A 25,230-nucleotide genomic window follows, 5' to 3' on the forward strand; every position below is an offset into this window, starting at 1 on the left:
CTGATGGTGGGTTTTGGCGAGCGCGACCTGCGGGTTCAGGCGGTCAGGGCCGCCTGACCGGGATCACTTCGGCGCGATGGCGTCCCAGCCGTCGACATCCTCGGGGCGTCGCGGTGCCGCGCCGACGTAGAGCGCGGCCGGACGGACCAGCTTGCCCAGCCGCTTCTGCTCCATGATGTGCGCGCACCAGCCCGCGGTCCGCCCGCAGGTGAACATTGCCGGCATCATGTGCGTCGGTACCTCTGCGAAGTCGAGGATGACCGCGGCCCAGAATTCGACGTTGGTCTCGATCGCCCGGTCGGGGCGGCGTTCGCGGAGTTCGGTCAGTGCGGCCTGCTCCAGGGCTGCGGCCACCTCGTATCGCGGGGCGTTGAGTTCTTTTGCGGTGCGGCGCAGCACCCGGGCCCGGGGATCTTCGGCGCGGTATACCCGGTGACCGAATCCCATCAGTTTTTCTTTGCGGTCGAGGATGCCCTTGACCAGGGCGCGGGCATCGCCGGTGCGGTCGACTTCCTCGATCATCGGCAGGACGCGGGCCGGGGCGCCGCCGTGGAGCGGTCCCGACATCGCACCGATGGCGCCGGAGAGGGCGGCCGCGACGTCGGCGCCGGTGGAGGCGATGACGCGCGCGGTGAAGGTGGAGGCGTTCATGCCGTGTTCGGCGGCACTGACCCAGTAGGCATCGATCGCGCGGATGTGCGCGGGATCGGGGTCGCCCTTCCAGCGGGTCATGAATCGGGCTGTGACGGTGTCACATTCGTCGATGACCTTCTGCGGGACGGCCGGCTGGTGGATGCCGCGGGCCGACTGCGCGACGTACGACAGGGCCATCACCGAGGCGCGTGCGAGGTTGTCGCGGGCGGTCTGGTCATCGATGTCGAGGAGGGGCTGATAACCCCAGATCGGTGCGAGCATCGCCAGGCCGGCCTGCACGTCGACCCGGACATCGCCGGTGTGGATGGGCAGTGGGAACGGCTCGGCAGGCGGCAGTCCGTCGCCGAAACGTCCGTCGACGAGCAGTGCCCAGACGTCGGAGAACGTGACGTTGTTCTCTACGAGGTCTTCGATGTCGACGCCGCGGTACCGGAGGTTGCCGCCGTTCTTGTCGGGTTCTGCGATTTCGGTGGTGAATGCGGTGACACCCTCCAGGCCTTCGACGAATCCTTCGGGTATTTCAACGTTGACTGCCATCGCGAGCTCCCTTGCCATTGCCCTGTGTGCGTACCGATTAGGACTGTAGTGCCCGAGGCATTCCGGACGACCCGGGAGTAGCGTTATCGGCCGTGGAACGCAAACCGATCGACCTGGCCAACATGCGGATGGCCTATGCGGCCTCCGGAGGTGTCGGGCGGTCCGGATCCGGGGATGATGCAGCCGGTGCCGACGGGGTCAAGGACAACCTCGATCCGCTCTGGCTGGCCGGTGACCCGCCGTGGCTGGAGCTGTTCGGGAAATGGCTGCGCGAGGCCGTCGATGCAAGGATCCCGGAGCCGAACGCGATGGTGCTCGGGACGGTCGACGGCGCCGGTCGCCCGTCGACCCGCACGGTGCTCTGCAAGGGGGTCGACGCCGCCGGGGTCACCTTCTTCACCAGCTATGAGTCCGACAAGGGCAGGCATCTCGGCGCGGTGCCGTACGGGTCCGTGACGTTCCCCTGGATCGCGATGGAGCGTCAGGTCCACTTCCGGGGACCGGTGACGAAGGTGCCTGCCGAACACACCGCGGACTACTGGTCCAAGCGGCCGCGCGGTTCGCAGCTGTCCGCCTTCGCGTCGGAGCAGTCGGCGCCGATCGAGTCGCGGGACGCGCTGGAGGACAAGGCCGCTGCCATCGAGGCGCGATTCGGCGGTGAGCAACCGGTTCCGGTGCCCCCGCACTGGGGTGGCTACGTCATCGCCCCGGTCGAGGTCGAGTTCTGGCAAGGCCGCGCGAACCGGTTGCACAACCGGGTGCGCGCATCGCTGGTCGACGGCAGATGGAGCGTCGCGAGGTTGCAGCCGTAGATGTTTGACCACATTCCGGTTTCGAAAAGGTGACCCGCCGGTTCCTGGCCGACACCACCCCGCTCGTACATCCCCACTTCCGTCGTCTGTGGTGGGCGAACATCGTCACCGTCATCGGTGCGCAACTGACGGTGGTGGCGGTTCCGGCCCAGATCTACCAGCTCACCGGCAACTCGGCGTACGTCGGGTTGACCGGCCTGTTCGGGTTGGTGCCGCTGGTGATCTTCGGCTTGTGGGGCGGCGCTCTGGCCGACGCCATGGACCGTCGAATCCTGTTGATCATCACCACCTGTGGGTTGATCGGTACCAGCGCGTTCTTCTATGTCCAGTCGGCCATGGGTTTTGGCAACGTGTGGGTCATCCTCACCTTGTTCGCGTTGCAGCAGGCCTTCTTTGCCGTCAATCAGCCGACCCGGACAGCGATTCTCCCGAAGCTGGTGTCGAACGCCGAACTGCCGGCAGCGGCGTCGTTGAACATGACGGTGATGCAGGGCGGCGCGATCGCCGGGCCACTGGTCGGTGGCGCGCTGATACCGGTGCTCGGATATTCACTGCTGTACCTCGTCGACACCGTCTTCCTGTTCGCAACATTGTGGGCCGTCATCAAATTGCCGTCGCTGCGGCCGGGTGGAGATGATCGGAAACCGAGATCGGCCGGCGTGAAGTCGATCATCGAGGGATTTGTGTTCCTGCGCGGCCAGCCGGTGCTGATGGCCTCATTTGTGATCGACCTGATCGCGATGATCTTCGGCATGCCCCGGGCGCTGTTCCCCCAGATGGCACACGAGAGTTTCGGTGGGCCGGAAAGCGGCGGCGTCGCATTCGCCCTGTTGTTCTCGGCGATCGCGCTCGGCGCGCTGGTCGGCGGCATCTTCTCCGGATGGGTGTCGCGGGTTCGTCGGCAGGGGCTTGCCGTCATCGTCTGCGTGATCATCTGGGGTGTCGCGATCATCGGGGTCGGGGTCTGTGTCGGGTTCGCCGATCACACCGCGCTGCCGATGCTGCCGATCGTGGTCGGGTTGCTCATGATCGGCGGTGCCGCCGACATGGCGTCGTCGGCGTTCCGGCAGTCGATCCTGCTGACTGCCGCCAGCGATGAGATGCGCGGCCGGTTGCAGGGGGTGTTCACCGTGGTCGTCGCCGGTGGTCCCCGCGTCGCCGATGTCCTACATGGTGCCGCCGCGGTCTCGGTGGGAACTGCTGCGGCCACTGCCGGAGGTGGCGTCCTCGTGGTGCTCGGAACAGGGTTCGCCGCGTTGGCGGTTCCGGCCTTTGTTCGCTACCGCATCACCAAGTAGCGGCGATCCCCGGGAACCCGGACGGCGTTCGGTGCGTCCAACATCAGAACGTCGCCGGTCCGGGGTCGAGTTGGGGGAGGGCACTGATGTTTGTTGATCCGGAAGTTCTTCGATTGTTCGCGGCCGAGGTCGAGACGGCGGCGGGCACAGTCGCCACCGCTGACGTCGGGGGCAAGATCGAGGTCGGCTGTGATGTCCTGGCCGGATCCGCCACCCAGTTCACCGCCCAGGCAATCGGCACGTTTGTCGCCGGTTTGGTGGCCGGCTACAGCGCCCAGATCGCGGCGATGGGGACGTCGGTGGGTGGTGTGGCCGGTGACTTCACCGCCGAAGATGAAGCGGTCGCACAGTCATTCGATCAGGTCTGGCGGGCCCGGTAATGCTGCCGAACCGGACCCGGCTCCAGGGCTGGCGACCGGGTGGTCTTCTGGAATCGATCCCGCCGATCCAGGCGAGCGGGCAAGCCATCGAAGACTCCGTGGCAGCGATTTCGGGTCAGTGTCAGACGTTGCCCGGGCTGAAGGTGTGGAGCGGGCAGTCCCATGATGCGGCCCTCGAGATGTTCGAGCGCGCCAAACGCCCTGCCGCGCTGATCTCCGATGCCGCCGATGACGTGGCCGATGCGTTGAGGACCGCGTTTTATGACATTTCGACCGCACGGACCGCGCTGCTGAACGAGGTGACAGACGTGGAGACCGATGACCTGGTCGTCAATGATTCGTGGGTGGTGCTGCTCAAACCTGTTGCCATGTCCCGTGATCGGGCCGAGGAACTGATGAAGCGTCAAACCGATGCCCAGACCGAGGTCAATCGACTACTGGTCGCGGTCGACGATGCGGACGACGCCAGTGCCCGAGGTTTGGTCGAGGCGGCGTCATTGCACGGGTTTGTCATGCCGCAAGCGCCCGGAGGTCTACCCGCGGTGATGGTCCCGGGTTTCACGTCACCGGCCGACGAGGTTCCGGATCCGCGCAGCCCACTGAACCTGTTGGCGCAGCAGCATGTACAGCGGGCCGACGCTGCGGTGACGGTTGCCGAGACGCTCACCACCGAAACGGACCGCGAGAAGGTGACGACGGTGATCATGCAGGACGGCAGCAAGCAGGTCGTCACCGAATGGAACAAGCCACCAAGGACTCGCGAGGACTTGGTGGATCTGCCGGTGGCAGAGCAGATGGGCGACTACTTCCTGGGATACGACGGCGTCACCGGCACGTCGGTGGCAACCTACGACCCCGACGGGAACCTGATCCTGCGGGTTTCAGAAACGGTCAGTGACCGCACCGGCGGCAAGGTGACCAACATCAGGACCTCGAACGGCAGCGGTGTTGTCGGGTACCAGGACAAAGACGGCAACAACAAGACCGGCTGGCAATACAACCCCGACGGGAGTCGGACGGAGGAAGTGCCACCTGACGCGCCGTTCTTCACGCACCCGTTGGTCACGACCACCGGTGGGTTGATCTCCGGCGTGCAGAACGTCGCCGATAGTCCTGGCGGCATTCCCGGTGTCGGCAAAGAGACCTCTTCGAAGATCGCCGCAGGTGTCAAATGGGGCGGGCCGGCGTTGTCGGTCGCGACCGGGATCTACGACATGGCGACTGCGGACGGACAATTCGCCACGTGCCGGGCACTCTATTCGAGCACCTTCGGCACCGTGGGTGGCGCTGTGGGAGGCGCCGGTGGCGGTGCCTTGGGTGGCTTGGTTTCCGGCCCGGCGGCGGTGGTGGCCGGACCGGTGGCTGCTGGTGGGGGTTCGATGCTTGGGACGTGGGTGTTCGGCAAACTCGGTGATGAGGTCGGCCAGATCATGTGTGCCCGATGAACGCTGCATTTCGGGGTGGCAACTTTCCCAGACCCACTGTCTGGCAAGCTCCTTCGAAATATCTCGCCGCGTTGCGGTACGTCGTTTTCGGATCGTTCGGCGTGGTGATGTTGGTTGCCGGTGTCGTTGACTGCGTGCACGGCGATCTTTTGCGAGCTCTCTTCCTGGGTGCAATCGGAGCCTGGTTTGTGACGATGGTTCTCGGGGTTGTCCTGGCCCGAACCGTTTATGACAGTGACGATCTGCGGTACGCCGTCCTGGACAGGCGCGCTCACGCCCTGCGGGTGAATTACGCCGCCGGGGTCGAGGTGATGGTGGCCGCCACCCTCGTGGCAGGGGTCCTGGGCGGGACTCTCTTCTCGATCGGAGTCTGGTCGGATTGGTTCGAATTGCCGTTGAGTTCGAGGGAAGTACGGCACCTGGGCATACCCTTCGTGGCCTTTACGGTGGTGTCGCTGGTTCAACTGGCGCTGGGGGTCTACCGGGGGCGAATGGGTGGCCTCGAGTTGTCACCCACGGGCGTGCGGCAACTCACTTCTTTCGGACACGCTGACCATACGTGGGAGTCGATCGCGGCCATCACCGCCACCGATCCCACTTCTCGAAAACGAGGCAATGCCGGCACGATGTTCCTTCGGCCGCACAACAGTGGCGAGCGCCCCGCCAGACTCGATACCGGCGGTTTGTCGATCGGCAGCGGTGCCACCTATTGGCTGGTGAGGTTCTACTTTGAACATCCTGAGCTCCGGGAAGAACTGGCCGACGGCCGCGCTGAGGCCCGGCTCCGCGCCGGAGTCGCCCCCACCCCCCGATGATGTGCCCTTTTGGCGGTGCTCACCTGGGGTTTTGTTCGCCAGAACAGCACATCATCGGGTGCGGGCGGAGTCTTTGAGGAGCCCGGCGGTATAGCCGACAACTTGGGGGTCGGACATGGCCTTCCAGCTCGGTGCCAGCAATTTCATGTACCGCTCGACGTACAGGAGTTGCTTGCCGACGAGGACCAGTTCGCGAGGCAATCGGGCGTCGTAGGTCTTGGCGAGATTGGCGAGCTGACGGCCCAGGTCGGCGTAGGACATGTCACCGAGGTTGGTGCCACCGATGGGCGCTGCCACGCGGCGCAGATCTTTCGCGGTCTCTCGCACCGAACCCGGTTTGCCGAAGGTTCCCAGCGCGGCCAGGGCCTGTCCGGCCGCCTCATAATTGCTGCGCATCAGGTTGCCGAGAAGTTCCCGCACGATCAGCCGGGACCGGTCATCGAACCGTCCGACGATGCCCCAGTCCAGGAAGACAATTCGACCTTGGTGATCCACCAGTACGTTCCCGGCGTGCAGGTCGCCGTGGAAGATGCCGTCGGTGAACGCAGATTCGAGTAGGGAGAGCAACAACGTCTTGACGATCTCGGTGCCGTCATGGCCGGCTGCACGGATCGCCTTGGCGTTGTCGATACGGATGGCGTCGACGTATTCGAGCGTTATCACCCGTTCGGTGGTGTGCTCCCAGAAGACCTTTGGCACCCTGACCTGATCGGCGAAACGTGACCCGGAGATGGCGTCGGTCCATTCCTCCATCGCGGCGGCCTCGGTCCGGAAATCGAGTTCGGAGTTGAGGTTCGCGGTGAAGTCCTCGATCACGGCCTTGGCGCTGAGCATCCGGCCGTACGGCGAGAGCTCCACCATCGCCGCGGCACGTTGCAGGATCTGCAGATCGGCCGCCAGCCGCGCCTTGATCCCGGGCCGTTGGATCTTGACCACCACGTGCTCGCCGGTGGCCAGAACCGCGTTGTGTACCTGTGAGATCGACGCCGAGGCGATCGGTTCGGGATCGAACCGGGCGAACACCTCGTCCGGATCCCGACCGAGCTGGTCGGTGAGCAGTCGGCGGACCTGGCCCGGGTCTGCCGGTGGAACCCGATCGAGCAATGTCCGGAACTCATCGGACAACACCCGGGGGAACACCCCGGGGCTCGAGGCGATCAGCTGCCCGAGCTTGACATAGGTGGGCCCGAGCGCGGCGAAAGTGTTGCGCGTCTCACCGGCTCCGACGGTGGCCAGATCTTCGGACCCAACGGCTCGAGCGGCGAACCGGGCGCCGCCGCAGACCGCTTGCCAGGCGGTCGCCCCGATTCGCGCCGCCTCACTGGTCAGTGGCACCTTCTGCAGCGTCAGGGGCGCTTGCGCTGTGGTGACTGTCATATGTCCTCCGCAGGTGAGGAGGGGTGCGTGGCTCTCTGCGCCCTCCCCAGACTTCAGGTGGTCAGGTTGCTTCGGGGCCATGGTAGGGCATTTCTCCCCTAGCAGTGGGGGCGCCGTCATGCGACGCTACAGAGGTGACCACGTTCGGTGGCCGGGCGGATGATCGCTCCGGCGGCGAGATCGAAGCGGTTGGCACGATGCCGACCGGTCGGGTGGTAGGTGAGGAGATTAGTCGATGATATTGGGTGGTCCGGTCCAAGAGATGGCCGTCGACGAGTGCTGGGAGAAGTTGGCACAGATCGAATTGGGACGGGTTGTCGTCTCTGTCGATGACGAGATCGACATCTTTCCCGTCAACTACGTTGCGAGCGAAGGTCGGATCTTCTTTCGCACCGCACCGGGAAGCAAACTCCTGAAATTGACCATCAATTCGTCGGTGCTGTTCGAGGTCGACGCGTCCTCGCCCGCCGACGGCTGGGCGTGGAGTGTGATCATCCGGGGAACCGCCCGGAACCTGGTGGCCACGAGTGAAATCCTTGCAGCCGACAAGCTGGCGCTGACGCCGTGGATCGCGACCTTGAAGTACGAGTATGTCGAGATCACTCCCGATCAGATCACTGGTCGCAGCTTCGTTCTGGGCCCGGAGCCCGAGCGGTACTGATTCCCGACCTGGTTGGCATCAACGGCTTTGATGCCAACCGGTTTCAATGCGCGACCGGGCATTCTCCGGTTTCGTCGGATTGCCAGGGGAGTTGCGCCCGCCGGGCGGCGGTCACCGGGCAGTAGTGCATCGGCTTGTCCCGGACGGCCTCGGGTGGAAGGTTCCGTGCCGGTGTTTCGAGTTGTGGGGCGTCGACCGCAACCCTGCCCGACAACCGATCCCACGCATCTCGACAACGTGGATGCCGACGATAGCGCGCCGGCAGGACGTGCATGAATGCGTTGACCCCCTTGCCGAAGAGCCGAAATCGCTTCTCGTCCTTTTCCGACCAGGTGAAGCCCATCATCTCGCGCACCGCCGGGTGGTAGAGACCGGTGGTCAGCCAGATGAAGAACTTCTCCGTCGGCCGGACCATCAGCTTCCAGATCGGCAGTGGCATCGCGGACAGCCATGGTGGCGGTGGGAGCTGTGAGATGTCGAGTACGGGTGCGCACCGCCGGATGGTCCTCGAGGACGTGACGGCACATGTGATCCCAGTACTCACCGAACTCCTCGTAGGTGTCGGGGCAGGGTCGGGTGCCCACCCCGTACATCGCGTACCAGGTGCGCGACTCTTCGAACAACTGTCGTTTCTCGGCCTCGGTGATCGGCGGGCCGAACACCTCCGCGCAGCGGATGTTGCCGTACCAGAACGTGGCATGCGCCCAGTAGAAGACGTCGGGGTCAAGGGCGTGATACCGGCTGCCGTCGGGCATCGTGCCCTTGATCTCGCGGTGGTAGTCGCGGACCTCGCGACCGGTCTCGGTGGTGCCGTCGAACACGACTCCGATGATCGGATACAGCGATCGGTTCAGGCGCTGCCAGCGCTCACCGAAGAAGTCGGAGTGCTCCCACACCGCGGCACCGAGTTTCGGGTGCATGTTCTGCATCGACCCGGACCACAGGCCGATGAGCATGCCGTGCCACCCACCGAAGAATTTCCAGGTCACGGAGTCGGGACCCAGCCCAGACACATCGGGTGTGGCGGCGATGGGCTTCTCGGCAACCTGCTCGGACTCGTGCACGTCGGTCATTGACGGCCTTTCATCGACGGCTGACGGACTTGCTTCAGCGCTTGAGACGAAAGTCTAGAACCGTCTCATTGGGGTGTCAACGTGCCCCATCGACGCGCCGGCCAGGATCCCCGGGCCGGCAAACGCAACTGTCCCCGCGCCGGATACCCGGTGCGGGGACAGCTTTTCGCCAGTGCTGGAGTGTCAGCCGGCGGCGACGGGTGCGACGGCGAGATCCTGAACGTTGTCGGCGATGACGACCTGGTTCTTGAGGACCCCGAATTGCAGGTAGTTGTCGGCGACCGTCTGCAACTTCGCGATCTGCTCGGCATCGAGTGCGGCGGCCACGCGCTGTGATCGCTTCGCGACCAGGGCGGCGATGTTCTCCGGACGTTTGGTCAGCTTGCTGTAGATCTGCACGTACTCGTCCTCGTTGTCGTTCGCCCACTGCAAAGCGGTGTTGAAGCGACCGATGAAGTCGGTCATCGCGGCCTTGGTGGCGGGGTCGGCGAGCGACTCGTTGTTCGCGCTGAGAAGGCCGAGTTTGGACGAGATCCCTTCGGCGTCACGGATGACCCGGGCATTGTCGTCGATCTCGACCGCAGCGGTGTACGGATCCCAGGTGGCCCAGGCATCGATGGAGCCGGACTTGAGTGCGGCCGCCGCGTTGACCGGTTCGAGGAAGCTGACCGTCACATCGTCGGCGGTCAGTCCCTCTTCTTTGAGAGCGGACAGGAGTTCGTAGTGCCCGATGCTGCCCTGGGTGGTCGGCGAAACGGTCTTGCCCTTCAGGTCGGCAACCGACTTGATGGTCGAATCCTCGGGGACGATGATCGCCAGTCCGTTGGCGCCGGCGTTCTCCATGACCGAGACCAGCGAGATATCGGCGCCGGCTGCGAGCGCGTTGATCAGGGGAGCGTCGCCGGTGTAACCGATGTCGATCGCACCGGCCTTCTCGGCTTCGAGTAGTGGTGCGGCGGCGGGGAATTGCGCCCATTCCACCTGGTATTCGGCCCCGTCGAGGGCCCCGGAGGCCTCGACGATGGCCTGTTGGATCCCGGCCTGGTCGCCGACCTTGAGCGTGACCGCGGAGAGGTTGACGCTGCCATCGGAATTGGTGGTCGACTCGTCATCCGAGCAGGCCACCATCGACAGGGTCAGCCCGGCGGCGATGGTTGTGGCGGTTACGGACAGGCGCAGTCTTTTGCTGATGTTCTTCATGGTGTGGCGATTGCCTTCACTTCTCGTCTTCGAGTGGGTACAAGCCGGGCAGGTTGACGACGATCGCCTCTTGAGTGCTCCTGGCGATCACCACCACCGCGGGATTCTTCGGGTCCGGATTCTCTTCGCGATGGGGGACGAAGGGCGGAACAAAGATGTAATCGCCTGCGGCGGTTGCGATCCGGACCTCTTCGACACCATCGTGGAAGACGAACTCGGGGTTGCCGCTGCGAATGAAGATGGCGGTCTCGGATTCACCGTGGTGATGGTTGTCCGACGCCGTGTCGGGGGCGACGTGGGTTTCGCCCATCCAGATCTTCTCCGAGCCGACCGTGGTGCCACTGATCGCGGCAAAACGTTGCATGCCTTCGGTTTGCGTCGTGTTGTCGTTGACGTCCGAGGCCTTCACATGGTGCAGGCGGGCGCGCAACGACTGCTTCCCGTAGTCACTGCTCGTGGTGTGGAGATCCGGATGAAAACCGTCGTGCGTACTCATGAGTGAATTGCTTCCTTTGGTGCTTGTACTCCGGGCAGTTGGCCCAGGTTCCACTGTTGGAGAAGGTCGGTGACGTGGGCTTCGAGGGTCGACCAGAGTGCCTGGCCGGTGTCGGCGACGCTTTGGGTCACCACCGCCCCCTCGATTGCCCGAACCACCTCGGCGACCGAGATCTCGGACGCCGGCCGTGCCAGCTGATAGCCGCCGTCACAGCCGCGCTGGCTGGTCACGATCCCGGCCCGACGCAACTGGCCCATGATGTTCACCAAGGAGTTCAGCGGCAGATCCCAGGTACGGGCGAGGGTTTCACATTTGACCGGCCCGCCGTCGTCGGAGGCCAGTGTGGCGAGGGCTTTGAGGGTGTAGTTCAGGCGGGCCGAGATATGCACCGGCGCAGTCCGTCTCGACCTCAGCGGCGCCTCCGCGGTCACGGTCGCCGTGGCGGTGGTCCGGATGCCCTTGCAGACGTCTTCGAGGAACAACATGATCGTGGCGGCCACACTGCGATGCATCTTGTCGTTGAGGATGTCGTGCCGACCGTCTTCGAACACCGAGATGCGGTAGGTATCCGATTGGGATGCAAGAGAGGCAGCCCGAACGACATCTGCGACGAGGTCGTTTTCGCCGTGGACGAACAGTACCGGTACCGATGGCCCGCTGCTGTTGTAGGCGGCGGGGGCAGCGCTGAGCCGGCCCCAACCGAAGGTCTCGTCCGCATCGAGCCGGGCCCGGTGCACGGGGCAGGCCGATCGCAGATCGAGTTCTTCGGAGTGCTCAGAAAGCGTTGGCACGGACTGGGCTTCGGGGCTCGCGCCACTGATCACGATTGCGTCCGCGCCCAGTTCGTCGGCAAGATTCCAGGCGAGGGCGGCGCCGTTGTCATGACCGACGAGGATTCGTCCCCCTTCGGTGTACGGGGCGAACAGTGCCGCCACATCCAGTGAGTCGGTCACGGGCGGAACCACCACCCGGTATCCGTCGAAAGCGATACGCGTGCTGAAGCGTTCGTACACGCCGGGATGTTCACCCCGGCCGTGCAGCACCACGACGGTGCCGCGGACCGCGGCGGTGGGCTCATAGACGAGGGGGTCGTTGTTGCTCAATGTGCTCCTGCCAATGCGGATTCCTTGCGCGCGGCGACGCCGCGGCGTACCAGTGGGATCAGTTCCTTGCCCCACTCGATCACGTCGTCATAGGGGTCGTAGCCGCGGATCAGCAGTGCGTTCACACCGATGTCCACGTAGTCGAGCAGTGCGGCCGCCACCGTTTCGGGCGTTCCCACCAGTGCGGTGGAGTTGCCCTTCGCGCCGGAGGCCGCCGCGGTCGCCGTCCACAGGGCGCGATCGTGGCGTTCGCCGGCGGCGGCGGCCTGCAAGAGGCGCTGCGAGCCGACGTTGGTGGTGGGGTTCTTGTCGTAGCGGGCGCCGGTGAAGGAGTGGCCGTTCGTGGATTTGATGGTCTCGAGGATGCGGTGCGCGCGTTCCCAGGCCTCTTCCTCGGTGCGTCCGATGATAGGCCGGAATGAGACGCTGAACCCGATGTCGTCGGTGCGGCCTGCTGCTGCCGCGGCTTCCCGGACCGAGTCGATCTGCTCCTTGGTCTGCGCCAGCGGCTCGCCCCACAGCGCGAACACATCGGCGTGGGTTCCGCCGACCCGGTAGGCATCGGCCGACGATCCGCCGAAGTAGATCGGGATCCGGGGTTGCTGGACGGGGAAGACTTCCGAACGAACATCGTTGACCTGGTAATGATCTCCGCTGTAGTCGAACGACTCGGTACTCGTCCAGACCAGTTTGAGCAGCTCGATGAATTCGGCGCTGCGGGCGTAACGCTGCGTCTTGGAGAGGAAGTCACCATCGCGCTGCTGGTCGGCGTCACTGCCGCCCGAGATGATGTGCACGGACGTGCGGCCGCCACTGAACTGGTCGAGGGTGGCCAGGGCCCGGGCCGCGACCGTGGGTGCGACGAAGCCGGGACGATGTGCGATCAGGAACTTGAGCCGCTCGGTGTGTGCGGCAGCGTATGCGGCCACCTGTAGGCCGTCGGGAGTGCTCGAACTGTGCCCGATGAGCACCCGATCGAATCCGGCCTCCTCGTGGACCTTTGCGAACCGCGCGACGAAGTCCGGATCGACCACACCTGTTGTCGGCGCGTGGATCTCGGAGACGTGTTGGGTTCCGATCATGCCGATGATCTCGACGTCGGCGTCGTTGCTCACGAGTTGGCTCCCTGTTTATTGGTGTCGGGTGTGTTGGCGCGGAGTGGGTTGGTACCGGGGTCATCTGTGCCGAATAGGGTTGTGTGAACGCCCAGCCAGCCGAGGAGCTGGATGCGAAGCGCGGCGAGGTCGGGTGCGGCGATGTCGCGGGGGCGTGCGGTGTCGAGGGTCAGGTCGTGGGCGATCTGACCGTCTTTCATCACCAGTACCCGATCGGCCAGGATCAGGGCCTCTTCGACATCGTGGGTGACCAGCAGGATCGCGCAATCGTGTTTGCGCCACAGCTGTTCGACGAGATCCTGCATCTTCAGCCGGGTCAGCGCGTCGAGCGCCGAGAAGGGTTCGTCGAGCAGCAGCAGATCAGGCGAGCGGACCAGGGCCCGGGCCAGTGAGGCACGCTGTGCTTCGCCACCGGAGAGAACCTTCGGCCACACCGTTGCCCGGTGACTCAGTCCGACCTCGTCGAGTGCGGCGAGTGCGGTCGCCTTGTTCGCGCCTTTGAGACCGAGAATGATGTTGCGCCAGACCTTCTTCCACGGCATCAACCGTGGAGCCTGGAACGCAACTGCCCGCGCCTGCGCCACGGTCACATCGCCGGAGATATCGGCGTCGAGTCCGGCGAGAATACGCAGCAGTGTGCTCTTTCCGCAGCCGCTGGCACCGAGGAGCGCAACGAACTGACCGGGCTCGATGTCGAGATCGAGGTTGTCGATGACGTCCTTGTCACCGAATGTTCGGGTCAACCCACGGACCGTGACCGGTAGGTCGTCGGTCCGGTCCGGGGTCACGCTCCGCTGAACGCCGGTCGCCATGACAGGAGGGTCCTTTCGAGGAATCGAACGATGAAGTCGGCCACCAGGCCCAAGAGTGCGTAGAGCACCAGACAGACGATGATGGCATCGGTGCGGAAGAACTCACGGGCCGTGTTCATCTCGTAGCCGATGCCCGCGGTGGCGTTGATGGTCTCGCCGAACACCAGCGCCAACCAGGCTGATCCGAGCGAGTAGCGAAGGCCGGTCAGTGCATTGGGCAGGGCCGCGGGCAACACGACATTGCGCACCTGACCGAACCAGCTCAGGCCGAGGGTTCGGGCGGCCTCGATGAGGTTGGAGTCGACACCGCGGATACCGGCATAGATGTTCAGGTACAGCGGGAAGGTCACTGCGAGTGCGATGAGCAGGATCTTGGGCTCTTCGCCGATGCCGAACCAGACGATCAGCAGGGGGATGAGTCCGATGACCGGAACGGTCCGGAGCATCTGGATGGGCGCATCGATGATGTCTTCGCCGAGGCGGAACAGGCCGGCGACGGTGGCCAGCACGGTGGCGACGGCCAAACCGATGGCGAGGCCGAACAGGACGCGTTGCAGTGATGTGGTCACCGCGTCCTGCAGGCTTCCGTCCTCCCACATGTCACGCGCGGTCTGGAACACCTGCCACGGGGTGGCCAGTGTGTCCTCGTCCAGAACGCCGGCGTCGCCGAGGATCTGCCACAACACCACGATGGCGACGGGGCTCAGCGTCTTGATCGCCCAGCGCGGAACCTTGCGCCTGCGCTTCGATCCACCTTCGGGTGTAAGGCGCGTTGTTGCGACCTTCCGGGTCGGTGAGACGGGTGGTGCATCTACGGTCATGATGTCTCCGTCCGCGCTGTCGTGGTGCAAGGCATGGGGGAACCGTAATCCTGACCTTCAAGGTTGGGAAAGAGAAAGATTCACCGTGAACGAAAGGCCCGCGCCGGACTTTGAGCCCGGTCGTGACGTGTGTTATCCGGTTGCGGGGCCGCCCGCGACAGGGCAGAGCGGAGGATGAAATCCGATGCCGTGGCGGCTAATCCGTGACGAACCGGATCTGCCTGCCCGGCACCAGCTGGGCCGCGACGCCGATCGACTCCGCCAGCAGAACCGCGACCACCGGATACCTGCCGGTCGTCGGGTGGTCGGCCAGGAAGATGACCGGTCGGCCGCTCGGAGGTATCTGCACCGACCCGAGCGCCACCGGTTCCGGTCGCAGTTCACCGGCGTCTGTGCGTCGTCGGAGCTCCTGATCGCCCTCGAGGCGGACGCCGATCCGATCGGAGGCCGGGTTGACCGTCCAGATGCCGGCATAGAGCGCGGCGGGGTCGTCCACATGGGTCAGCCGCGGTCCGGCGGATGCGTACAGCGGCACCGGCCGGTGTGGATCGAGGACATCCCACGGAGCTTCGGTCGCTGACGGCCAGGGTCCTGCCAGGTCTCCGACGGAGAGCTCATCGCCGGCGCGCAGCGGAGCCGGCCCCAGGCCCGACAGCAGATCGGTCGACCTCGACCCCAGCACCGGTTCGATGTCGATGCCACCACGGACCGCCACATACGTCCGTAGGCCACTGTGAGGTGGTGGTACGAACAGTTCGGCGTCGGCGGGAAGAACAGTCGCGTTGTGGTGTCCACGGTCGACGCCGTCGATCCGGGCGTCGGCGGGTGCCCCGGTCAGCGCGATCAGAAGTTGGCGGCGGCTCCGGATCCGCAATCCACCCAGCGTCACCTCGAGGCCGGCGGCGCGTTCGGTGTTGCCCACCAAGCGATTTGCCAACCGCAGTGCGCGTCGGTCGGCAGCACCGGATAGTGGGACGCCGACGTCCCCGTAACCTGGTCGGCCCAGGTCCTGGACCGTGGTCAGTGGTCCCGGCGCGATCACCACGAGGTCGGTCATGAGCCCACGTCCATGTCGGGCAGCTGGACCACCGCGCCCGGGCGCAACAGTGCCGGACGTTCCGGCGGTGGACAACGCGTACCGTCGGGTTGCTTCGTCCAGGTCGATGCCGTTGTAGTGCAACGGGATAGAAATCGGTTCGAGATCCTCCGAGGAATCGGTGGCTCCGTCGGTGAAGTCGATCTGACGCAGCACCCGCCGGACCGACAGCTCGTCCAGGCCTGCTCCGGGCTCGGCCTGCACCAGAACGGTCTCGGCTGCCGGTATGACGTCGAGTACGCCGGGCAACAGCCCTGAGGACATAGCGGCTTTCAGGACCGAATGCGCCTTGAGTGTCGCGATCGACGGGTACGGCTCACCGCTGAAGTCGAGCAACATGGCATCGCGCCCGGCGGGTAGTTCACGCATCCCGGGCCTTTCTGCCGATCCGTCGTTGTCATATCGAGTAAATCAGCAGAGCGATCAGTGGGACGAGTAGGAACACCAGAATGCCGCAGCCGATTTGTGTGATGACTGGTCTTTTCGAGTTCAATCCGATCATCGCTACGAACAGGCCACACCAGATAAACGGTGACACGAAGTATCCGGCGAAACAGATGGTGAGTCCCAGCATCAGGCCGAACGCGGTCCAGGGGCCGAAGAAGTGTCGCAGACTCATCCGGCGCCCACGATCAGATCAATGGCGGGAACTGTTGAGAGAAGGACACCTGCAACTGCAATCCCGTGCACTACGGCAAGTCCCGGCGTGATGCGGCGCCGACGGATAAGCAGTAGTGCCGTACTGTCCGCCACAATGAACAGGATGAATGCGATGAGCGGGTTTGGCAGCGACTCGAAATCTGTACGGTTGCGTGACCACTTTTCCCACGACCCCATCACCGTCCCTGTCACAACAATCGTCAGGGAGGTTGACAGGAACCAAAACTGGCCATCTCGTTCAGCGATGGTCCGCTCGCGCTTGATCACCGTTCCCTGACCACGACAGTTGTAGGTGGATCAGATGCCGCCCCGGACGGGGTGCCGTCAACGCGGGGGTGGGGGGTCACGGCGCGACTACCCGGTCCGGCTTTGTCTTCGAATAGGTCATCGAAACCGTCGGGCTTCTCGCCGACCAAGTGGTAGCTGCCGAGTTCGAGCATTGGCCCGCGCGGTCCGGTGTTGTCCGCTTGATCGAGCAGCAGTGTACGGGTTGGCTCGCCTGATCGTTCCGAATACGCTTCCGCTGACGGATAGTCGCCGATATGGCCGTACAACTCAGGTCCTGCGGAGCTGGGAGTCAGTATCACTGAACCGCGAACGACACGGTCAACTATTCCTGACCCAGGCGGCGCAAATGCATTCGTTGCTGAGTATTTCACCATGACCGTCCCGTCGGGCAATTGCCATGTCGTTGCACTCGGTGTATCTACTTTTACTTGCCCATCGGTTTGGACTGACGGGTTTTGACGTGTGATGACTACTCCGTTCTCGTAGTCGACGTACACGGTCGCGCGAGTATCTTCTGGCCCGAAGTTTTGGTCGAACCGTCGATTGTCTCCAAGATCGTCAGATGGGAAGTTGAAGACTGTTTCGCTGGGGATGAACAGTCCGAGGCGAACAATTCCCTGACCTGGTACAGGCTCTATTCTAGAGACCACTATCTCCGCCGGGACGGCCTTGTACTTTGGATCGTACGATGTTCTGTTCAACATTGAAGCTGTTTTCCAGTCCGCTTCAGATACTGGGTCCCTGTTGAACGTCCGTCGAAATGCATCTCGGGCCGTTTGGCTGCGATTCATCTCGGAAGTGTTGATTTGGCCGGTGGCACCGAGGATTGCTGCAGCCAGATCTGCGTCTGCGTCAGCAGCTGCGGTCAGAATCGAATCGATTTCAGCCTGGAGTTCGACGATCTTCTGCGCCTTTACATCTGCGAAGTGTTCGATCATTCGGACCGTCCATCCCGTCATGGACGGGCGTTTGTTGACGTCTTCTGTCACCTTTCCGTCTGTAGAAATCAGCAGAGTGTTTGTGCTTGCCGTCTTCCGTGCGTCTTCGAGTCGGCGTTTGACGGCCTCTACTTCTGACTGGGCGCTGTCTACTGCCCGGCGGATGTGGGTCGACTGGACCATCAGGTCGCCGACATCGATGCGCACCTTGCCGATTGCGCTGCTCGCTGCGGTCGCTGACTCGCCACCCCAGCCCTCGAGTTTGGACAACTCGTGCAGCTTGTCGTCGAGCCTGATGCACTCGTTGTTTATTCGCTGACAGCGATCAAACACCTCGTCCAGTGTCTGCGGGTTCCATCGGTCGACCTCGGTCAGAGTGATTGTCACGGTTGATGCTTCGGGCCGAGACCATCAGCATTCTGTTCATCCACCGAACTGAACACCGCTCGGGCCTGCTCAACCGAAGCGCCAAGATCCAAGAGGGTTTGAGTGATCGATGCCATAGCTGACTCCCAGTTGGTACTCAGCGTTCTGATCGCGCTGTTGGAGCCGCTGGGCCATGCATCGGCCAACGTGCCGATCTCGGTTCGGTGTCGCTGAAATTCGAGACCACCGAACTCACCTTCGTTGCGAAGTCCAACGGAATGACGAGACATGGCGTGTTCGTCTGCTTCGAGTTCGTGATTGTTACCCACCGTTGCCCCCCAGTGTTCAATGGATTCGCGAGACGTTACCAGGCAGCATGGCCGAGTATCTGGCGGACGATTTGGTGACACGGCAAAGAAACACGACGGTGATGGCAGACTTCTGATCGTGGGTGGATACAGCATCGAGTCGGGCGGGTACAGCGCCGAGATCGCCACGGCGGGCGCCGGACTGCGGGCCGTGCGGTGGGGCGATCGGCTCCTGACCGAGACGTGGGAGATCGAACCGGGGGTCAAACCGCCGATGTCCGCTGGTCTGGTCCTGTCGCCGTGGCCCAATCGGACCGGCGACGGCACGTACACGTTCGACGGGGTCACCTACCATCTGCCGATCACGGAAGCGGACCGCAACAACGCAAACCACGGTTTCGTCCGCATGGTCGACTGGAACATCCTTGATCAGACCGCGTCGTCGGTGAAGCTGGGTGTTGCGGTGGGACAACATCCGGGATGGCCGTTCGATCTCCATCTGACCGTCGAATACGTGGTCGGCGCCGACGGATTGGTCGTCACGCACACCGCCACCAACAGCGGGACGCAATCGGCTCCATATGCGTTGGGACAGCACACCTTTGTCCGAGTGGGCGATGACCCCGCCGATGACTGTTCACTGCAACTGGCCGCGCAGCAATACCAGCCGCTCGACCCCACGCGACAACTACCGAGCGGAGATCCGGTCGATGTCGCCGGTACCGACCACGACTACCGGACCCCGAGATCGCTGGCCGGACGGCTGCTGGATACCCCGTTCACCGCAATGGTCGCCGACGACGGCATCATCACCCACCGGCTGATCGGTCCGACCGGCACCACCGAGCTGTGGACGGACCTCAATTTCGGATGGGTCCAGGCGTTCACCGCCGATCCCAGAAACGATCAGGCCTATCCCGGACGCGGGCGCGCCGTCGCGATCGAACCGATGACGGCCCCGCCCAATGCGCTGGCCTCGGGTACGGACCTGATCGTGCTGGAGCCCGGGCAGCTGTGGTTCGGCAGTTGGGGACTGAGGAATCAAGGAGTGGAGCAGGCGTGAGAGAGATCGTCGTATGCGGTGAGGGACTGGTCGATCTCGTCCCGGCGGGAAGCGGTTCGCTCGATCCACTGGTCCCGGCGCTCGGCGGCGGTCCGTTCAACGTGGCCATCACCCTCGGGCGTCTGGGGTCGGCGGTGTCGCTGTGTTCCCGGCTGTCCACCGATGGGTACGGGCAGGCCCTGACGGAGGCCTTGCGCGCCGCCGGGGTGAGTCTGTCACTGCTGCAACGGGGGCCCGAACCGACAACGTTGGCGCTGGCGAGCATCGGCGCCGACGGGTCGGCGCAGTATTCCTTTTACCTCGAGGGCACCGCCGATCGGCTGGTGAGCGATCCGGGACCACTACCCGGAACCGTCGGCGCCCTGGCCTTCGGGACCCTGTCGATGGTGCTCGAGCCGGGTGCGAGCGTGTACGAAGACCTGCTGCGTCGCAGCCATGCAGAAGGCCGACTGACGCTTCTCGACCCCAACATCCGGACCGGCGTCATCGGCGACCCGGACGGGTATCGGCGCCGATTCTCCGGCTGGCTGCCGCACCTCGACATCGTGAAGGTCTCCGACGACGATGCGGCCTGGTTGGCGCAGGGGCCGGCCGGGTCCGGACCGGCCCAGTGGCTGCAGGCCGGAGTGGGCGCGGTGCTGATCACCCGGGGACCCGATGGTCTGACCGCCATGACAGCCGATTTCACCGTAGAGGTCGAGGCCCCGCCGGTCACCGTCGTCGACACGATCGGAGCGGGCGACACGATTTGCGGTGCGGTGCTCCACCGTCTGGGGGTGCGGCGCATGCTCGACCCGGTGGTGATGCGTACGATGAGCCGTAATGACTGGTCAGAGGCGCTGGAGTTTGCCGCGAAGGCTGCCTCGGTGACCATCTCACGGTCTGGGGCGGACCCTCCATGGGCGGGCGAGCTGTAAACCGACTAAGTTATTAACGGGTTGCGCGGCCGGTCCGACCGGTTCGACGACTCTGGATTCAAAACATCTGTATCCGGTCCACAAGACCGGTCAGCCCGTCGAAAAGGGGAAGACCCAGTGTCCGCCGAAACAGTGTCCGCCAATGGAGCCGCAGCGGAGGCAAACGCCACGTTCAGCTATCCGGGCGGCGAGATCAAGCTTCCTATCGTCAAGGCCACCGAAGGCAGTGACGGGGTCGGGTTGGGCAAGTTCCTCTCCGACACCGGGCTGACCACCTTCGACGGCGGGTTTGTCAACACAGCTTCGACAAAATCCGCGATCACCTACATCGATGGCGACGCCGGAATCCTGCGTTACCGCGGATATCCGATCGAGCAGCTCGCAAAGGGTTCGAGCTTCCTGGAGGTCAGCTACCTGCTGATCAACGGTGAGCTCCCGACGCCGACCGAGCTCGAGGGCTTCACCAACAAGATCAGCCGGCACACGCTGCTGCACGAAGACCTCAAGCGCTTCTTCGACGGTTTCCCGCGCAACGCGCACCCGATGCCCGTCCTGTCGAGCGCCGTCAACGCGCTGAGCGCCTACTACCAGGATTCGCTGGATCCCAAGGATCCCGAGCAGGTCGAACTCTCGACCGTTCGGCTGCTGGCGAAGCTGCCGACCATCGCGGCCTACGCCTACAAGAAGTCGGTCGGCCAGCCGTTCCTGTACCCGGACAACTCGCTGAGCCTGGTCGAGAACTTCCTGCGGATGACCTTCGGCCTGCCTGCCGAGCCCTACGTGGTCAACCCGGACATCGTCAAGGCCCTCGACATGCTGTTCATCCTGCATGCCGATCACGAGCAGAACTGCTCGACCTCGACCGTGCGTCTGGTCGGTTCCTCGCAGGCCAACCTGTTCACGTCGATCTCCGGCGGCATCAACGCGCTGTGGGGCCCGCTCCACGGTGGCGCCAACCAGGCTGTCCTGGAGATGCTGGACGAGATCAAGGCGTCCGGTGGCGACACCAAGGCCTTCATGAACAAGGTCAAGAACAAAGAAGACGGCGTCAAGCTCATGGGCTTCGGGCACCGCGTCTACAAGAACTACGACCCGCGTGCGGCGATCGTCAAGGAGACCGCGGATCAGATCCTCGAACTCCTCGGCGTCAACGACGACCTGCTGGACATCGCGAAGGGTCTCGAAGAGGTCGCCCTCTCGGACGACTACTTCATCTCCCGCAAGCTGTACCCGAACGTGGACTTCTACACGGGCTTGATTTACCGTGCGATGGGGTTCCCGACCCGGATGTTCACCGTTTTGTTCGCTTTGGGCCGCTTGCCCGGATGGATCGCACACTGGCGTGAGATGAACGCCGACCCGACCGGAAAGATCGGCCGCCCGCGGCAGATCTACACCGGATACACCGAACGTGACTACCTGCGGATGGATCAGCGCTGACCTATGAGTAAACCTGAGATTGAAATGCCGGAAGGCCCCGCACCCACTGAACTGGTGACCACCGACCTGGTGATCGGAGAGGGCCCCGAGGCCGTCGCCGGTGGCGTCGTCGACGTGCACTATGTCGGTGTCGAGTACGAGACCGGCGAAGAGTTCGACTCATCCTGGAACCGCGGTCAGTCCGCGAACTTCCCGCTCGACCGGTTGATCCCGGGCTGGCAAGAGGGCATCCCGGGCATGAAGGTCGGCGGACGCCGTCAGCTCATCGTCCCGCCGTTGCTGGCGTACGGCCCCGAGGGCGCCGGACACCGGTTGTCGGGCAAGACCTTGATTTTCGTGATCGACTTGCTGGGTGTTGGCTAAACCCTTACCCACCTGTTCTTCTGAAAACCCTGCACGGTCCACGTGCAGGGTTTTCTGTTGTTGTCTGCAGCAGCTACCGCTGGGGCCCCGGCCGGGAACGCGGGCACCGGTTCCCGCCGGAGACGGGTTGGCACCATGATCTGGCAGCCGTTCATCTATGAGATCAACACGTGGCCGTGGCTGCAGGGTCTGGGCACCGACCTGGCCGGTGTACCCGACGATGCCTGGGACGCGATCGCAGATCTTGGCTTCGATGCGGTATGGCTGATGGGGGTGTGGCAGCGGAGCCCGGCCGGGCGAACCATCGCGCTGGCCGATGGGCCGCTGGTGCGTTCCTTCGAGCAGGTCCTCCCGGGTTTCACCGACGATGACGTCGTCGGATCGGCATACTGCATCCGCGATTATCGAGTTGATGATCGGCTGGGTGGGCCGGCGGGTCTGGCGGTCGCCCGTCGCGCGTTGGCGCAGCGGGGTCTGTCCCTGATCCTGGATTTCGTCCCGAATCATGTCGCCACCGATCATCCGTGGGTCCGCAGCGATCCCGACTACTTCATCAGTGGTACCGAGGAGGAACTGCGCGATGATCCCGAGTCGTTTGTGAAGGTCGGTGGAACGGTTTTTGCCAACGGCCGGGACCCATACTTTCCGGCCTGGCGTGATGTGTTGCAGCTCAACACCTTTTCTCCGGAGCTGCGCACTCAGAGCATCTCCACCCTGATGTCGATCGCCGGGCAGTGCGATGGGGTCCGCTGCGATATGGCGATGCTGCCACTTCACGATGTGGTGACCCGGACCTGGGGTGTGCGTGCGGGACAGCCACCTGCCGACGAATACTGGACGACGCTCATCGCCGCGGTACGCCGGGTGCATCCGGACTTCACCTTCATCGCGGAGGCCTACTGGGACCTTGAATCACGCCTCCGGGAGCAGGGGTTCGACTACTGCTACGACAAGCGTCTCTACGACGCGTTCGCCGGTCGTGAAGGCGCCGACGTTGTCCGGCAGAATTTGCTCTCCGATCCGGACCACCAGCGTGGATTGCTCAGATTCCTCGAGAACCATGACGAACCACGGGCAGCGGCAACCTTCGGTGTGAACGACGAAAAGGCCGCGGCAGTGGCAACTTTCACTGCACTCGGAGCCAAGCTGATCTATGACGGACAACTCTCCGGTGCGGCCACACGGCTGCCGGTGCAACTCGGTCGAGGTCCGGTCGAGGAGCCCGATGAGGAACTGACTGCGTTCTATCACGCCCTGCTGCGGACGCTCCGAGATCCCGTGTGGCGCACCGGTGACCTGACACCGTGTGCCGTCACCGGCTGGGAGGGCAATGATTCCTTCGGGGATCTGCTGGCGTGGACCCGCAGCGGTGAGAGTCGCTGGCTGGTGGTGGTCAACATCGGCGACCGGCCCTGCGTCGGGAAGGTGGTGACCAACTGGGATGATCTGCACGGCAGCGTGTTCCGGTTGGTGGACACCACGCGGGATACCGAGTATCTGCGCAGTGGTGATGACCTGTGTGATGGGCTGTTTGTCGAGCTCGGTCCGTGGCTGTGGCATCTCTTCCGGATCGAACCCGCCGACTGAACAACCACCCGCCGGCCACCCCGTCGAGCGTGCCGATATCGCCGTCGAGCGTGCCCATAGTGCATGGCCGGGAGCCCCGGTCGCAGCATTGTGCCGTCGCAGTGGGCACTATGGGGTGATGAGCGAGCAACCGATTGTGCTGTGGCTGCGTCGGGACCTGCGGTTGAGTGACCTACCACCGCTGTTGGCCGCGCAAGGGCGCGACGTGGTTGCCTGTTTTGTACTCGACCCGACGCTCGAGTCGTCCTCTGGTGATCGCCGCCTGTCGTTTCTCTACGATTCGCTCCGTGACATCGACGACCAGTTGGACGGTTCGCTGCTGCTCGTCCGTGGTGACCCGGAGAAGCTGATCCCCACGATAGCCCGGTCGGTCGACGCGCAGGCCGTGCATGTCAGTGCCGACTACGCGCCGTACGGCATCCGGCGGGACGCGAAGGTCCGGAAAGCGCTGGGCGACATACCCTTGCGTCCAGAGGGGTCGCCGTACGCGGTCGCTCCGGGACGAGTCTTGAAGGATGACGGCGAACCCTACCGGGTGTTCACGCCCTATTTTCGACGCTGGCGCGAGCACGGCTGGCGCGCGCCCGCCGATACCGGCGTGGGTATGGCAACGTGGATCAACCCGGACGACGTGTCCGGAGTTCGCCGCATCACGATACCGAATGCCAAGGTCGAGTTGGACTTTCCCGCCGGTGAACGCGCCGCATACGAGCGCTTTGCGGAGTTCCTGGCCGACGACGTCGACAACTACAGCACGCACCGCGACCGCCCCGACCTGGCATCGACCAGCCGGATGTCGGCGTACCTGAAGTTCGGCAACATCCATCCACGCGCGCTGCTCGCCGATCTCGAGGCAGGCGATGGCGACGGCCGTGCGGCATACATCCGCGAACTGGCCTTTCGCGACTTCTACGCCGACGTCCTGCATCAGCGTCCCGACAGCAGCTGGTGGAATCTGAACAAGAAGTTCGATGCGATGGAGCATGATTCGGGCCCCGATGCCGATGCGGACTTCGCCGCCTGGCGTGAGGGCAAAACCGGATTCCCGATCGTCGATGCCGGAATGCGGCAGCTGCTGGGGAGTGGATTCATGCACAACCGGGTCCGGATGATCGTCGGATCGTTCCTGGTCAAGGATCTCCACCTGCCCTGGCAACGCGGTGCGGCGTGGTTCCTCGACCAGCTCGTCGACGGCGATATGGCCAGCAACCAGCATGGTTGGCAATGGGTCGCGGGATGCGGCACCGACGCTGCCCCGTACTTCCGCGTGTTCAACCCGACCACCCAGGGCAAGAAATTCGACCCGTCAGGGGATTACGTGCGACGCTGGGTCCCGGAACTCCGGAGGATCAGTGGGGCTGCAGTGCACGAGCCCGGCGCACTACGGCCCGACGACTATCCCGAGCCGATCGTCGACCACAAGATCCAACGCCAAGTGGCCCTCGACCGCTACAAGAACCTCCCCTGACCGTCGAGCGTGCCCAACCGACCGTCGAGCGTGCCCAACCGACCGTCGAGCGTGCCCAAACCGATTGTCTTCGTGCAGCTTTGGCACGTTCGGCGGCGATAAGGGCACGCTCGGCGGTGATTTCGGCACGGTCGGCG

The 25,230-nt window shown here is 64.1% G+C and carries 24 protein-coding genes and 1 pseudogene; 12 read left to right on the forward strand and 13 right to left on the reverse strand.

Annotated features, from left to right (window positions below; translation table 11 throughout):
* Positions 1–63 precede the first annotated feature (63 nt).
* Entirely contained in the window at positions 64–1,191 is a 1,128-nt protein-coding gene (locus tag AC51GT_RS22435; protein ID WP_496324642.1) for a citrate synthase 2, read from the reverse strand.
* A 92-nt stretch (positions 1,192–1,283) separates the two neighbouring features.
* On the opposite strand from AC51GT_RS22435, the gene pdxH reads away from it, so the two are divergent.
* The 5 genes from pdxH (at position 1,284) to AC51GT_RS22460 (ending at position 5,941) form a co-directional block, all read left to right on the forward strand.
* Complete coding sequence (gene pdxH, locus AC51GT_RS22440; protein ID WP_496330209.1) at positions 1,284–2,003, forward strand: pyridoxamine 5'-phosphate oxidase; 720 nt, start codon at positions 1,284–1,286, stop codon at positions 2,001–2,003.
* Between the two features lie 29 nt (positions 2,004–2,032).
* Positions 2,033–3,301 carry an MFS transporter gene (locus AC51GT_RS22445; protein WP_496330210.1) on the forward strand — a complete coding sequence of 423 codons (1,269 nt, stop codon included), beginning with the start codon at positions 2,033–2,035 and terminating at the stop codon, positions 3,299–3,301.
* An 86-nt stretch (positions 3,302–3,387) separates the two neighbouring features.
* Complete coding sequence (locus tag AC51GT_RS22450; protein WP_496330211.1) at positions 3,388–3,681, forward strand: hypothetical protein; 294 nt, start codon at positions 3,388–3,390, stop codon at positions 3,679–3,681.
* Positions 3,681–5,126, forward strand: a complete 1,446-nt coding sequence (locus tag AC51GT_RS22455; RefSeq protein WP_496330212.1) for a hypothetical protein — start codon at positions 3,681–3,683, stop codon at positions 5,124–5,126. The genes AC51GT_RS22450 and AC51GT_RS22455 overlap by 1 nt, the downstream gene beginning before the upstream one ends.
* Complete coding sequence (locus AC51GT_RS22460; protein WP_496330213.1) at positions 5,123–5,941, forward strand: hypothetical protein; 819 nt, start codon at positions 5,123–5,125, stop codon at positions 5,939–5,941. Before AC51GT_RS22455 ends, AC51GT_RS22460 begins: the two co-directional genes overlap by 4 nt.
* Before the next feature lie 51 nt (positions 5,942–5,992).
* On the opposite strand, the gene AC51GT_RS22465 is transcribed toward AC51GT_RS22460, so the two are convergent.
* The gene (locus AC51GT_RS22465) at positions 5,993–7,318 is read right to left on the reverse strand and encodes an ABC1 kinase family protein (RefSeq protein ID WP_496330214.1); all 1,326 of its coding nucleotides are present in this window, start codon (positions 7,316–7,318) and stop codon (positions 5,993–5,995) included.
* Between the two features lie 235 nt (positions 7,319–7,553).
* Between AC51GT_RS22465 and AC51GT_RS22470 the strand changes: the two genes are divergently transcribed.
* Positions 7,554–7,979, forward strand: coding sequence for a pyridoxamine 5'-phosphate oxidase family protein (locus AC51GT_RS22470; protein ID WP_496327285.1), 426 nt, complete (start codon positions 7,554–7,556; stop codon positions 7,977–7,979).
* A 43-nt stretch (positions 7,980–8,022) separates the two neighbouring features.
* Here the strand turns inward: AC51GT_RS22470 and AC51GT_RS22475 are convergent.
* From AC51GT_RS22475 to AC51GT_RS22525, 11 genes and pseudogenes are all read right to left on the reverse strand, one after another.
* Positions 8,023–8,935, reverse strand: a pseudogene (locus AC51GT_RS22475) (oxygenase MpaB family protein).
* A 300-nt stretch (positions 8,936–9,235) separates the two neighbouring features.
* On the reverse strand, positions 9,236–10,252 hold the full coding sequence (locus AC51GT_RS22480; RefSeq protein ID WP_496330215.1) for an ABC transporter substrate-binding protein: 1,017 nt from the start codon (positions 10,250–10,252) through the stop codon (positions 9,236–9,238).
* A gap of 16 nt (positions 10,253–10,268) precedes the next feature.
* Complete coding sequence (locus AC51GT_RS22485) at positions 10,269–10,748, reverse strand: cupin domain-containing protein (RefSeq protein WP_496330216.1); 480 nt, start codon at positions 10,746–10,748, stop codon at positions 10,269–10,271.
* Complete coding sequence (locus tag AC51GT_RS22490; protein WP_496330217.1) at positions 10,745–11,851, reverse strand: Rrf2 family transcriptional regulator; 1,107 nt, start codon at positions 11,849–11,851, stop codon at positions 10,745–10,747. The genes AC51GT_RS22485 and AC51GT_RS22490 overlap by 4 nt, the downstream gene beginning before the upstream one ends.
* Positions 11,848–12,966: an LLM class flavin-dependent oxidoreductase gene (locus AC51GT_RS22495; RefSeq protein ID WP_496330218.1), complete on the reverse strand. Its 1,119-nt coding sequence runs from the start codon at positions 12,964–12,966 to the stop codon at positions 11,848–11,850. Before AC51GT_RS22495 ends, AC51GT_RS22490 begins: the two co-directional genes overlap by 4 nt.
* Positions 12,963–13,778: an ABC transporter ATP-binding protein gene (locus AC51GT_RS22500; protein WP_496330219.1), complete on the reverse strand. Its 816-nt coding sequence runs from the start codon at positions 13,776–13,778 to the stop codon at positions 12,963–12,965. The genes AC51GT_RS22495 and AC51GT_RS22500 overlap by 4 nt, the downstream gene beginning before the upstream one ends.
* Positions 13,751–14,599 carry an ABC transporter permease gene (locus AC51GT_RS22505; protein ID WP_496330220.1) on the reverse strand — a complete coding sequence of 283 codons (849 nt, stop codon included), beginning with the start codon at positions 14,597–14,599 and terminating at the stop codon, positions 13,751–13,753. The genes AC51GT_RS22500 and AC51GT_RS22505 overlap by 28 nt, the downstream gene beginning before the upstream one ends.
* 196 nt (positions 14,600–14,795) lie before the next feature.
* On the reverse strand, positions 14,796–16,064 hold the full coding sequence (locus tag AC51GT_RS22510) for a 5-oxoprolinase/urea amidolyase family protein (protein ID WP_496330221.1): 1,269 nt from the start codon (positions 16,062–16,064) through the stop codon (positions 14,796–14,798).
* Between the two features lie 246 nt (positions 16,065–16,310).
* Positions 16,311–16,622, reverse strand: coding sequence for a hypothetical protein (locus AC51GT_RS22515; protein WP_496327294.1), 312 nt, complete (start codon positions 16,620–16,622; stop codon positions 16,311–16,313).
* The gene (locus AC51GT_RS22520) at positions 16,619–17,968 is read right to left on the reverse strand and encodes an Rv0964c family protein (protein WP_496327295.1); all 1,350 of its coding nucleotides are present in this window, start codon (positions 17,966–17,968) and stop codon (positions 16,619–16,621) included. The genes AC51GT_RS22515 and AC51GT_RS22520 overlap by 4 nt, the downstream gene beginning before the upstream one ends.
* Positions 17,965–18,276: a WXG100 family type VII secretion target gene (locus tag AC51GT_RS22525; RefSeq protein WP_496327296.1), complete on the reverse strand. Its 312-nt coding sequence runs from the start codon at positions 18,274–18,276 to the stop codon at positions 17,965–17,967. Before AC51GT_RS22525 ends, AC51GT_RS22520 begins: the two co-directional genes overlap by 4 nt.
* A 118-nt stretch (positions 18,277–18,394) precedes the next feature.
* Here AC51GT_RS22525 and AC51GT_RS22530 point away from each other — a divergent pair, with 118 nt between their 5' ends.
* From AC51GT_RS22530 to AC51GT_RS22555, 6 genes are all read left to right on the forward strand, one after another.
* A complete protein-coding gene (locus AC51GT_RS22530; protein WP_496327297.1) occupies positions 18,395–19,318 on the forward strand; it encodes an aldose 1-epimerase family protein in 924 nt (307 codons plus the stop codon).
* Positions 19,315–20,235: a carbohydrate kinase family protein gene (locus AC51GT_RS22535; protein ID WP_496327298.1), complete on the forward strand. Its 921-nt coding sequence runs from the start codon at positions 19,315–19,317 to the stop codon at positions 20,233–20,235. The genes AC51GT_RS22530 and AC51GT_RS22535 overlap by 4 nt, the downstream gene beginning before the upstream one ends.
* Before the next feature lie 117 nt (positions 20,236–20,352).
* Positions 20,353–21,675 (forward strand): citrate synthase, encoded by a 1,323-nt coding sequence (locus AC51GT_RS22540; protein WP_496327299.1) that lies wholly within the window; start codon positions 20,353–20,355, stop codon positions 21,673–21,675.
* A gap of 3 nt (positions 21,676–21,678) precedes the next feature.
* Positions 21,679–22,038, forward strand: a complete 360-nt coding sequence (locus AC51GT_RS22545) for an FKBP-type peptidyl-prolyl cis-trans isomerase (protein WP_496327300.1) — start codon at positions 21,679–21,681, stop codon at positions 22,036–22,038.
* Between the two features lie 135 nt (positions 22,039–22,173).
* Positions 22,174–23,625: an alpha-amylase family glycosyl hydrolase gene (locus AC51GT_RS22550; protein ID WP_496330222.1), complete on the forward strand. Its 1,452-nt coding sequence runs from the start codon at positions 22,174–22,176 to the stop codon at positions 23,623–23,625.
* A 118-nt stretch (positions 23,626–23,743) separates the two neighbouring features.
* Positions 23,744–25,093: a cryptochrome/photolyase family protein gene (locus AC51GT_RS22555; RefSeq protein WP_496330223.1), complete on the forward strand. Its 1,350-nt coding sequence runs from the start codon at positions 23,744–23,746 to the stop codon at positions 25,091–25,093.
* Positions 25,094–25,230 lie beyond the last annotated feature (137 nt).

This window comes from Williamsia sp. z34, from assembly GCF_059553395.1.

Excerpts from the sequence above, each read along its gene's own strand:
- AC51GT_RS22435 (WP_496324642.1), bottom strand. The coding sequence starts at position 1,191 with ATGGCAGTCAACGTTGAAATACCCGAAGGATTCGTCGAAGGCCTGGAG.
- AC51GT_RS22485 (WP_496330216.1), bottom strand. The coding sequence starts at position 10,748 with ATGAGTACGCACGACGGTTTTCATCCGGATCTCCACACCACGAGCAGT.
- AC51GT_RS22450 (WP_496330211.1), top strand. The coding sequence starts at position 3,388 with ATGTTTGTTGATCCGGAAGTTCTTCGATTGTTCGCGGCCGAGGTCGAG.
- AC51GT_RS22460 (WP_496330213.1), top strand. The coding sequence starts at position 5,123 with ATGAACGCTGCATTTCGGGGTGGCAACTTTCCCAGACCCACTGTCTGG.
- AC51GT_RS22510 (WP_496330221.1), bottom strand. The coding sequence starts at position 16,064 with ATGCGTGAACTACCCGCCGGGCGCGATGCCATGTTGCTCGACTTCAGC.
- AC51GT_RS22480 (WP_496330215.1), bottom strand. The coding sequence starts at position 10,252 with ATGAAGAACATCAGCAAAAGACTGCGCCTGTCCGTAACCGCCACAACC.
- AC51GT_RS22465 (WP_496330214.1), bottom strand. The coding sequence starts at position 7,318 with ATGACAGTCACCACAGCGCAAGCGCCCCTGACGCTGCAGAAGGTGCCA.
- AC51GT_RS22470 (WP_496327285.1), top strand. The coding sequence starts at position 7,554 with ATGATATTGGGTGGTCCGGTCCAAGAGATGGCCGTCGACGAGTGCTGG.
- AC51GT_RS22500 (WP_496330219.1), bottom strand. The coding sequence starts at position 13,778 with ATGGCGACCGGCGTTCAGCGGAGCGTGACCCCGGACCGGACCGACGAC.
- AC51GT_RS22505 (WP_496330220.1), bottom strand. The coding sequence starts at position 14,599 with ATGACCGTAGATGCACCACCCGTCTCACCGACCCGGAAGGTCGCAACA.
- AC51GT_RS22545 (WP_496327300.1), top strand. The coding sequence starts at position 21,679 with ATGAGTAAACCTGAGATTGAAATGCCGGAAGGCCCCGCACCCACTGAA.
- AC51GT_RS22550 (WP_496330222.1), top strand. The coding sequence starts at position 22,174 with ATGATCTGGCAGCCGTTCATCTATGAGATCAACACGTGGCCGTGGCTG.
- AC51GT_RS22555 (WP_496330223.1), top strand. The coding sequence starts at position 23,744 with ATGAGCGAGCAACCGATTGTGCTGTGGCTGCGTCGGGACCTGCGGTTG.
- AC51GT_RS22455 (WP_496330212.1), top strand. The coding sequence starts at position 3,681 with ATGCTGCCGAACCGGACCCGGCTCCAGGGCTGGCGACCGGGTGGTCTT.